This is a genomic window from Streptomyces aurantiaciflavus (genome assembly GCF_049808595.1).
GTDB lineage: Bacteria > Actinomycetota > Actinomycetes > Streptomycetales > Streptomycetaceae > Streptomyces.
Genome location: NZ_JBNCAQ010000048.1, coordinates 60,355 through 70,374 on the forward strand (window position 1 = coordinate 60,355; position 10,020 = coordinate 70,374).

Below are 10,020 nucleotides of genomic sequence, written 5' to 3' on the forward strand. Positions count from 1 at the left end.
TTGCTCGCATGAACCACGCAGTTCCGTCAAAACTCGTCCAACGTCTGGACGGAAGCTGAGCTCTGAGCCTTAATACATCCAACGTCATCGGGCGTGGTGCGCGCCCTCCGTGTGGTTCCCCGGCGCACCCGCCATTCATCGGATGACTCCCCCGATCGTTCGGTCCGAACGCTGAGCCGCAGCACGGTTTGTGCTGTCCTGTGGACAGTCAGGAGAGAACCCCTTGTCAGAATCGCCCACTCGTCGAAGAGTGCTGATGGGTATGGCGGCCATGACGGTTGCCGCCGTCGTCACGCCGAGCCTCGGGGCGGCCTCCGCCCAGGCCGCCACCTCCGGGTCCCAGCCCCTGCCGCTGGCCCCGCTGCGCATCCCCAGGACCGACATGGGCCTCGAGCAGCAGCCCGACACGAAGGTCCAGTGGCTGCAGGACGCCAAGCTGGGGATGTTCATCCACTGGGGTGTCTACTCGGGCCCCGCCAAGGGCGAGTGGTGGATGCACAACGCACCCGTCACCCCCGCGGACTACCAGAAGTACGTCACCGACACGACCGGCGAGCAGTTCACCGCGGATGCCTTCGACCCGTCGGCCTGGGCACAACTGGCCAAGGACTTCGGGGCGAAGTACACCGTGCTGACGACCCGTCACCACGACGGCTTCGCCCTGTGGCCGCTGAACCACCCGAACAGCTGGAACTCCGGGCAGGCGCCTCTGAGCCGCGACTTCGTCAAGGACTACGTCGCGGCCACCCGCGCGGCCGGTCTGAAGGTCGGTCTCTACTACTCGCCCATCGACTGGCGCTACCCCGGCTACTACGACGTGTACGGCACCAACTGCGCGACCAACCCGTGGGGATACACCACCGACCCCGCGCACAAGGAGAACGCGCGGATCATGAAGACCGAGGTGTACGAGTCCATCAAGGAGCTCGTCACCCAGTACGGCGTCATCGACGACCTGTGGTGGGACGGCGGCTGGATCGCGGAGCAGGGCAGCGACGCCGACGCCGCGTTCTTCTGGGAGCCCGGCCAGTTCCGGGACACGTCCAACCAGTGGCCGGTGGACTCCACCTATGGCGAGACCGACAGCAGCGGCAAACCGCTCGGGCTGATGGGCATGGTGCGCGCGCACCAGCCCGACATCGTCGCGACCTCGCGCTCCGGATGGATCGGCGACTACGCCAGCGAGGAGGGCCCCTCCGTGCCGAGCGGGGCCATCCGCACCGGCAAGGTCACCGAGAAGGTCTTCACCGTCGGCAGCACCTGGGGCTACAACTCCGACGGCAAGGTCATGAGCTACAGCACCGCCATGAACCTCCTGGTCAACTGCTGGATCCGGAACATGACGGCCATGGTCAACGTCGGCCCGGACCGGCACGGCACCGTGCCCTCCGGGCAGGCGAGCCTGCTGCGCCGGATCGGCACCTTCATGACCACCTACGGGCAGGCCGTCTACGCCACCCGCGGCGGCCCGTGGAACCCCGTGGACGGCAAGTACGGCTACACCTACAAGGACAGCACCTTCTACGTCCACCTGCTGCCCGGCTACAGCGGCACCAGCTTCACCACCCAGCCGATCGGGGACGCCCAGGTCACCCGCGTGTTCGATGTCGCGGCCGGCACCGACCTGCCGTACACCGTCGGCTCGGACGGCACGGTGACGATCACGGGCATCAACCGCACCCGCAACCCCGAGGACAGCGTCGTCGGTGTCACCCTGGACCGGACCGTGCAGCCGGCCGACATCGCCTCGGGCCGCTCCGTGACGGCGAGCAGCCAGGAGTCCTCCAAGGGCAACTCCGCGGCGAAGGCGGTCGACGGCTCCACCGCGACGCGCTGGTGCGCCAACAACGCGAACACCGGGGCCTGGCTGACGGTGGACCTGGGGTCGACCAAGGCGGTCACCGGCGCGCGGATCGCCTGGGAGTTCGACGCCACGAACTACAGGTACAAGATCGAAGGTTCCACGGACAACACCACCTGGACCATGCTGGCCGACCGCACCGGCACCACCAGTACCAGCCAGGTACAGGCCACCCTGTTCAGCGCCCAGGTCCGCTATGTGCGGGTGACGGTGACCGGACTGCCCACAGGCGTCTGGGCCTCCATCCGCAACCTGGAGATCTACGACCGCCCCTTCTCCGCCGACCTCGGTACCTACCGTCTGGTGAACCACAAGAGCGGGAAGGTGCTGGACGTCAGCGGAGGCTCCACCGCCGACGGCGGATCCCTCATCCAGTGGCCGCAGACCAGCGGCACCAACCAGCAGTGGAAACTGCTGCCGAACACCGACGGCTCCTACCGGCTGGCCAACGTCAAGAGCGGCAAGGTCATGGACAGCCCGGGCGGCTCCGCCCAGGGCGCCGCTCTCGACCAGTGGACCGACACCAGCAGCAGCAACCAGTGGTGGCAGCTCGTGCCCGCCTCCACCGGCTACTGCCGGATCGTCAACGTCGGCAACGGCTGGTGCGTCGACGTCAAGGACGCCTCCACCGCGGACGGCGCCTCGATCATCCAGTGGCCCAACACGGGCGGGACCAACCAGGAATGGCAGCTCGTCGCCCTGTAGCCGGCGATGCGTAGAGGGCCGGTGGCACCGGCCCTCGGCCTCCCATGCCTCCGGCCATCGCGCGGCCCCGCGTTCCCCCTCGAACGCAATGGAGCGCGCGCGATTCCCGATGGAGGCCGCAGACGATTCCTGACCGCCGCCGCTCTGGCGACCGGTGCTGCCGCACTGCCCGGAGTGCCGGCCGGTCGGGCACCCCGGCGGCTGGGCATGCACCCGTCCGCCGCACAGAGCCCCAGGTTCAGTCCGGCCGTCTGCATGAACAGAACGTTCTGTACAATGGGCGGATGTCGAATCGTGCGACTGCATCAGGGCGCCGGCCCGCGGCTCGGGACCGGCTGCTGAGCACAGCGAGCCGGCTCTTCTACACCGAGGGCATCCGGGCGGTCGGCGTCGACCGCATCATGGCTGAGGCGGAGATCGCCCGCGGCACGTTCTATCGACATTTCGAAGGCAAGGACGACCTGGTACGGGCCTACCTCGAGGCGACGGACCAGGGCATTCGCGACCGCGTCGGTACAGTCAGGGCGGAGATCGCCGATTCCTCCGTCTTCCTTCAGGCCATGGCACGCGGAATCGGTGAAGAGCTGTGCGGCGTGGGCTTCCGCGGATGCCCGTTCATCAACGCGGCCGCCGAGTACCCGGAGCGGGACAGCGTCGTCCATCAGGCAGTACTGACGCACCGGGCCTGGTTCCACCAGATCCTCCAGGACGCCTTCGAACAGACGGGTGCGGCTGACCCCGCACGCTCGGCCGATGCCATGGTGGCCATGCGTGACGGAGCAATGGTCGCCGGCTATCTGAGCGATCCGCAGAAGGCGAACGACACTCTCGTGCACGGCGTCACCGCTCTCCTGGCCGCAGCCTGAATGCTGGTCTGATCAGGCCCGCGGCTATGCGCCGGCCGACCATCCCCGCCTCGCCCCGCGCGGACTTGCGGCGGCGCCGGCGGTCGCCGCTGTCAGACGTGGGTGAGGTCGTGGTGGGCTGCCCAGCCAAGGGCGTAGTCGGCGACTTCTTCCCATCCCTCCTGACCCAGGGTGAAGTGGGAGCGGCCGGGGAACTCCTGGTAATCGGTGACGGCCGGAGACTTGCGGTACAGGCGCCAGTTGGCCCTGTTCACCTTCGCCGGCACGATGTGGTCGGCCCCTCCCGCGATGAACAGCAGGGGAGCGCGCCGCCGGTTGCGGAAGTCGACCTTCGTCGCGGCGCCGGGGTTGAAGTTGGCGAGTGCGCCCTGGAAGAGCACGCGGGCCGATCCGGGCACCTGGTAGCGCTCGTAGACGGCGGCGGACTCCTCCTCGCTGAGCGTGTTGGTGAAGCTGTAGTGGAACTGCTTCGGGGTCAGGGCGATGGCCTTGTTCTTGTTGGCGGGGTTTCCGATCACCGGCCAGACCGACCTCACCGTGGAGTACGGCTGCGGCAGGACGCCCTTGACGGGAGCCGAGTCGATGGCGACGCCGGCGCGGCCCAGGCCGCGGTCCAGCAGCACCTGCGTGATGGCCCCGCCGAAGGAGTGCCCGATGATGACGGGCTGTTCATCCAGGCCGCGGATGACCTCCTCGTAATGGGCGATGACCTCGCGCAGGCCGACCCCCGCGATGCGGGAGGGGTCACGCCGAATCTCTTCGACCTCGCCCTCGAGACCCGGCCAGGCGGGGGCGATGACCCGGTAGCCCTGTGCCTCGTAGCGCTCGATCCAGTTCTCCCAACTGCGCGGGGTCATCCAGAGCCCGTGGATCAGCACGACGGTGCGGGCGGGCGAGGTGTCAGTCATCTGAATCTCCAAAGTGAATAGAACGTTCTGTTCACTCCAAGGTAGGACGGGATCGTTGCCCGGTCAAGCGAGGGAGGGCACTGCTTCGGTCGTTGTGCAGCGGGTGCACCAGCGGCGGGTCGACTGGGCGACGAGGAACAGACCACGGCCGCCTTCATCCGTGGGCGGTGCGCAGCCGGGAGACCTTCTCGTCGACGTCCCGGTCGCCGCATGCGACGAGGCCGCCGGTGTACAGGGCGATCCACCGTGCCTTCGGTCGGTTCCGGCTCGGCGGATTCGAAGGGGACCGCCCCCAGCCGGCTCGCGCTCGCATCAGTGGAAGGGCCAAGGTGTGCCGTTTCAGGCGGCCGGAGGAGGGAGAAGCTTCCGGGCGGCTGTGGTCACACCTCGGCGGTGGTGGCGGGCGGCCGGTCTCAGCGACCGGGGACGGGCAGCGCACCCTCGGTGTACTGGGCACGCCCGTAGCCGAACGACCAGTCCTGCGGGCCGTTCTCGACGATACCGATGAAGACGTCCGCGCCGCTGATGCCAAGGGGTTCCAACTGCTCGGCGACGGTTCGGAAGACGCGTTGCTTGACCTCGGTGGTGCGTCCTGACTGGGTGAAGATCTGGATCATCACCAGGCGATCGGTTCGTTCGAAGCCCAGGCCGGCGTCGAGGGTCGCACTTCGACGCCCGGCACCGGGCGTGACGGGCGCGGGAGGCACCCGCTTCGCGCTCCGGGCCTACGCCCCCGTTCCCGGATCGGGCGTACTGTCCCGCGACTGAGAGTGCCGCGTGGCCGGCCTGCCCCACCGACCGCATCCGAGGCACTCCCGCCCGCACGTGCTCACCGCTGTCGGTGGCGCAGCCGCCCCCACTCCGCGAGCGTTCGTGCGGCGGCGCCGGCCAGGCAGGGGCGGTTGCGTACGAAGCGACGGGCGGCCCGTGGCGGTTGCCGCCGCAGCCGGTAGACGGCCCCGCCCGGCACCGGACGCACCACCGCGCCCTCGTACACCCGCAGATCACGGGTCTTGAAGGACTCCTTGTAGCGAGCCGCCCCACTGCCCAGGTCCACCATCCCGATGCCGTCCGCCGCGGCGGCCTCCAGCATCCGCAGCTGCAGCAGGATGCCGGGCGAGTACTTGCCGTACGCGGGGTCGTACGCCGGGAACCACCAGGACAGCACCGTTCGTGAGCGCAGCCCGAAATGCGCGGCCACGGGCCGGCCGTCGGCGTAGAGCACCGACAGCACCCCACGGCACCCGGGCTCGTCGCTCTCCGCGAGCAGCCGCACCAGGCGCGTGATCCACTCCTGCGCGAACCTGTCCCGCCGCCCCGTGCGCCGGTACTGCGCTGACTTCCACCCCATCAGCGCCCGCAGCGCATCCGGATCCCGAGCGTCGTACACGAAACGCACCTCGCCGACCTGCCGGGCGAGCTTGCGCTCCTTGGCCAGGGTCTGTCCGAGGAGCCCCCGCGACCTCTCCCGCAGCCTTTCGGCGTAGCGCTCGAATCCCTCGTCGATGTCGACGACGGGGGAGGTGAGCTCCTCGGCGGCGTGCGGTACGAACAGGCCCTGACCGGCCTCCAGGTTGTCGAACTCCCACGACGACAGCCCGCAGGCCGCGAGCAGCCCGTGCGCGTCGAGCCGCAGCCCGGGCCGCACCACGGCCCCCTGACTGTCGGACACCCCGAGCCCGATGGCCCGGCCCTGCCCCAACGGGCCTCTCTCGTACGGGAAGAAACCGACCGGGTCACCGTCCTCCTGCAGCACCGCCACCCTGGCTCCCGGCCTGACCTGCCCGACGGTCGCGGTGAACACCGGGTCGAGAAAGGGATTCTCCGGTGTTCCGGTCTCCGTCCGTATCTCCCGCCACACCTTGTGGTCGTTCGGGCCCAGTTCCTCCGGCCTCAGGACGAGAACGCGCTTTCTCCCGGGCAAGTCCGCCTCCTGTGTCGTCGACATGCTGAACACACGAAGGCCCGCTCACGACCGTGCGGCGGCGTCGGCAGTACGCAGGCCGCACGGTGCAGGCCCTTGTCGGTACTGCCGTTGCTCAGCAGCGGAATGTCTGCAGGGCGGCGGCGCTCCGGGAGGAATGTCCCGTTCCCGGGCTCGCCGTCACTCCGGCCGAAGGGATGTCCGCGCCGGCTCGATGCGGCGCCGAGCCCCGTACCGGGGCGCCGGGCGCCGCACGCCTCGCCCCTGTCGCTCCGTCGGGCCTGGGCGACCGTGCCGCCATCCGACGGACCGACGGATCCTCCTCGCACGGCGATTCCTCGCCGGCCCCTTCGGCCTCGGCGCCCGGTGCGCTGCCCTGGGCTCCGGCGTCCACCGCCACCGCAGTGCCCGTCACCGCGTTCGAGCCCGCGGTGACGGCCGGAGCGAAGAGATGCAACAACACCACGGAAGCCAGCGCGACCACGGCGCCCACCCATGGGCGCCGCAGGATCAGATCCCGCAAGTGCCTCCCGGCGGAGGCTCGACCAACGGGTCCGACACGCGGGATCGCCACCGAACGAGTCCCCCCATACGCCTGGTTGCACATACCAGTAGGCCGAGCCCGTCTTCACCCGTCAAGCCCTCGCGACCCGTTCCGGCCCCGTTCGTGAGCTGTTCGTCCCTCACGCCGGACGAACTCGCCGCGGCCGATCGCGTCGCGGCGGCGCTTCGGGGTCACCTGGTGACGCTGCGCGGCATCTGAGGGTGGTGAGGGCGCAGGGGTTCATGGCGTTCCCCCGGGTGGCGGGGCAGGCGTGGTCGCCGGTGCAGGCGTGGGGCCCAGCCGTGGCCGTCGCTCTGTTCCCGTGACATGATGGTTGACGTGACAACCATGAAGGGTGAGAGGTGGTCTCGGTGAGCAACGTGGAAACCGAACCCGCGGCGTTGAGATGCGGGGCACCGGTCGACGACGACCGGCCGGCCGGGGCGCCCCTGGTCGATGTGCTGTCGGCGCGGGAGGTGCCGCTGGGCGGTCCGCGTGCGATGCGCGTGCGGCGGACGCTGCCGCAGCGGGCCCGGACACTGATCGGAGCGTGGTGCTTCGCCGATCACTACGGCCCTGTCGACGCCGACGCGACGGGTGGCATGAACGTCGCCCCGCACCCGCACACCGGGCTGCAGACGGTGAGCTGGCTGTTCAGCGGGGAGATCGAGCACCGCGACACCCTCGGCACCCGCGCCCTCGTCCGTCCGGGCGAGATGAACCTCATGACCGGCGGACACGGCATCGCCCACTCGGAGATCTCCACCCCGGACACCACTGTCATCCACGGCGTGCAGTTGTGGGTGGCGCTGCCCGAGGAGCACCGGAGCACCGATCGGGACTTCCAGCACTACGTGCCCGAGCCGGTGCGGGGCGACGGGGCCGAGATCAGGGTCTTCCTGGGCTCGCTCGCCGGCGGCACCTCTCCGGTGCGGACCTTCACGCCCCTGCTCGGCGCCGAGATCACGCTCGAACCGCGTGCGGCGATCACCCTGGCCGTGGACACCGCCTTCGAACACGGCCTTCTCGTGGACAGCGGAGACGTCCGCCTGGTCGACACCGTGCTGAGCCCGGCCGAACTCGGCTACGTCCCCTGCGGCGTCGACGCCCTGACGGTGGTGAACGAGTCGGACGCTCCGGCGCGGACGATCCTTCTCGGAGGCCCTCCGTTCGAGGAGGAGATCGTCATGTGGTGGAACTTCATCGGCCGCAGCCACGAGGACATCGTCCGCGCCCGAGAGGACTGGGAGGCGGCCTCCGACCGCTTCGGCGCCGTCGAAGGCTATCCGGGGGAGCGCCTTCCCGCACCGGCCCTGCCCAACGCCGTCATCAGGCCGCGCGGGAATCCTCCGCGTCGCTGACCTCCGCACGAAAGGCACCCCATGAGCGAGTCCTCCGCCAACCGGATCGTCCAGCGGGCGGACGCCGAACGCCGATACGAGATCCTGGTCGACGGCCGGCGCGGAGAAGTGGCCTGGGTGGGCCGCCCCCACCGGGGTCGCCGGGCTGGTCGGTCCGGGCGCGGAACAGAGCGGAATAACGGTGTCCCGGGGCGTGTTGCGGAGCTATAGTTGATGCATCAACCATGGGAAGGGCTGAGGACGATGCAGTTCGGCATCTTCACCGTCGGCGATGTGGCCACCGACCCGAGCACGGGTCGTACGCCGACCGAGCACGAGCGGATCAAGGCGATGGTCGCCATCGCGCAGAAGGCCGAGGAGGTCGGGCTGGACGTGTTCGCCACCGGCGAGCACCACAATCGACCGTTCGTGCCTTCCTCGCCGACCACCCTGCTCGGCTGGATCGCGGCGCGCACCGAGCGGATCATCCTGTCCACGGCCACCACGCTGATCACCACCAACGACCCGGTGAAGATCGCCGAGGACTACGCGATGCTCCAGCACCTGGCCGACGGCCGGGTCGACCTGATGATGGGGCGCGGCAACACCGGGCCGGTCTACCCGTGGTTCGGGCAGGACATCCGGCAGGGCATCAACCTCGCCGTCGAGAACTACGCCCTGCTGCGCCGGCTGTGGCGCGAGGACGTCGTCGACTGGGAGGGCACGTTCCGTACGCCGCTGCAGGGGTTCACCTCGACCCCGCGCCCGCTGGACGGCGTACCGCCGTTCGTCTGGCACGGCTCCATACGCTCCCCGGAGATCGCGGAGCAGGCCGCGTACTACGGCGACGGCTTCTTCCACAACAACATCTTCTGGCCCAAGGAGCACACCAAGAAGCTGATCAGCCTGTACCGGGAGCGGTACGCGCACCACGGGCACGGCACGCCCGAGCAGGCCGTCGTCGGCCTCGGCGGCCACGTCTACATGCGCCGCAACTCCCAGGACGCGATCCGCGAGTTCCGCCCGGTCTTCGACCACTCGCCGGTGATGGGCGGCGGGATCTCCATGGAGGAGTACATGGAGCAGACCCCGCTGACCGTCGGCACCCCCGAGCAGGTCATCGAGAAGACGCTGACCTTCCGCGAGTACGCCGGCGACTACCAGCGCCAGCTGTTCACGGTGGACGGCGGCGGCGTCCCGCTGAAGACCGCGCTGGAGCAGATCGACATGCTCGGCGAGGAGGTCGTCCCGGTGCTGCGCGAGGAGTTCGCCAGGAACCGGCCGGCCGACGTGCCCGACGCCCCCACGCACGCCTCGCTCCTCGCCGCCCGGGACGCGGAGCGCGCGCAGACCGCCGAACCGGCGGCATGACACGCACGACGGGACCGGCAGGGAGGACTGAGGAACGATGACCGACAACTTCAACGGCTACCCGGCGAACGACGGAGTCGCTCCCGACCGTTGGGCAAGTGCCCTGCACCTGTTCGACGACGGCGTCGGCGTGCCACACGAGGAGACCACCCTCGAACGCTGGGAGAGGGCCCAACTGCTCTTCGCGGCCAGGGACTACATCGCGGCCGCCAAGCTGCTGGCCGCCGTCGTCGAGGAGGCCCCTGAGCAGACCGGACCCCGGCTGCTGCTGGCTCGGGCCTACTACCACTCCGCGCAACTGGGGCGCGCCGAGCAACAGTTGCGCGAGATCATCGACCGCGACCCGGTGGAGCACTACGCCCACCTGATGCTGGGCCGCACCCTGGAACGCCAGGGACGCCACGACGAGGCGGCGCCCTGGCTGCGGATGGCTGCCGCCTTCACGGGCGACCTCGCGGACGGCGACTGAGCGGCGCGGGCCGTACATGAGTGGGGGGGGGG

The 10,020-nt window shown here is 69.7% G+C and carries 8 protein-coding genes; 5 read left to right on the forward strand and 3 right to left on the reverse strand.

From position 1 onward, the window contains the following. The first annotated feature begins 271 nt into the window (after positions 1 to 271). On the forward strand, positions 272 to 2,566 hold the full coding sequence (locus tag ACPT94_RS38130; RefSeq protein ID WP_425247900.1) for an alpha-L-fucosidase: 2,295 nt from the start codon (positions 272 to 274) through the stop codon (positions 2,564 to 2,566). A gap of 284 nt (positions 2,567 to 2,850) precedes the next feature. Further along, a complete protein-coding gene (locus ACPT94_RS38135) occupies positions 2,851 to 3,432 on the forward strand; it encodes a TetR/AcrR family transcriptional regulator (protein WP_360335587.1) in 582 nt (193 codons plus the stop codon). 92 nt (positions 3,433 to 3,524) lie between these two features. Here ACPT94_RS38135 and ACPT94_RS38140 read toward each other — a convergent pair whose 3' ends face one another. The 3 genes from ACPT94_RS38140 to ACPT94_RS38150 all read right to left on the reverse strand — a co-directional run bounded on the left by ACPT94_RS38140 (position 3,525) and on the right by ACPT94_RS38150 (position 6,288). Continuing rightward, on the reverse strand, positions 3,525 to 4,340 hold the full coding sequence (locus ACPT94_RS38140) for an alpha/beta hydrolase (RefSeq protein WP_360335585.1): 816 nt from the start codon (positions 4,338 to 4,340) through the stop codon (positions 3,525 to 3,527). Positions 4,341 to 4,753: 413 nt separating this feature from the next. Then, positions 4,754 to 5,047 carry a tautomerase family protein gene (locus ACPT94_RS38145; RefSeq protein WP_360335583.1) on the reverse strand — a complete coding sequence of 98 codons (294 nt, stop codon included), beginning with the start codon at positions 5,045 to 5,047 and terminating at the stop codon, positions 4,754 to 4,756. Positions 5,048 to 5,169: 122 nt separating this feature from the next. After that, positions 5,170 to 6,288, reverse strand: coding sequence for a GNAT family N-acetyltransferase (locus ACPT94_RS38150; protein WP_360335581.1), 1,119 nt, complete (start codon positions 6,286 to 6,288; stop codon positions 5,170 to 5,172). An 891-nt stretch (positions 6,289 to 7,179) separates the two neighbouring features. On the opposite strand from ACPT94_RS38150, the gene ACPT94_RS38155 reads away from it, so the two are divergent. The 3 genes from ACPT94_RS38155 (at position 7,180) to ACPT94_RS38165 (ending at position 9,988) form a co-directional block, all read left to right on the forward strand. Further along, positions 7,180 to 8,169 (forward strand): pirin family protein, encoded by a 990-nt coding sequence (locus ACPT94_RS38155; RefSeq protein ID WP_360335579.1) that lies wholly within the window; start codon positions 7,180 to 7,182, stop codon positions 8,167 to 8,169. Positions 8,170 to 8,412: 243 nt separating this feature from the next. Beyond that, positions 8,413 to 9,519 carry an LLM class flavin-dependent oxidoreductase gene (locus ACPT94_RS38160; RefSeq protein WP_425247901.1) on the forward strand — a complete coding sequence of 369 codons (1,107 nt, stop codon included), beginning with the start codon at positions 8,413 to 8,415 and terminating at the stop codon, positions 9,517 to 9,519. A 37-nt stretch (positions 9,520 to 9,556) separates the two neighbouring features. Continuing rightward, a complete protein-coding gene (locus tag ACPT94_RS38165) occupies positions 9,557 to 9,988 on the forward strand; it encodes a tetratricopeptide repeat protein (RefSeq protein ID WP_425247902.1) in 432 nt (143 codons plus the stop codon). Positions 9,989 to 10,020: the final 32 nt, after the last annotated feature.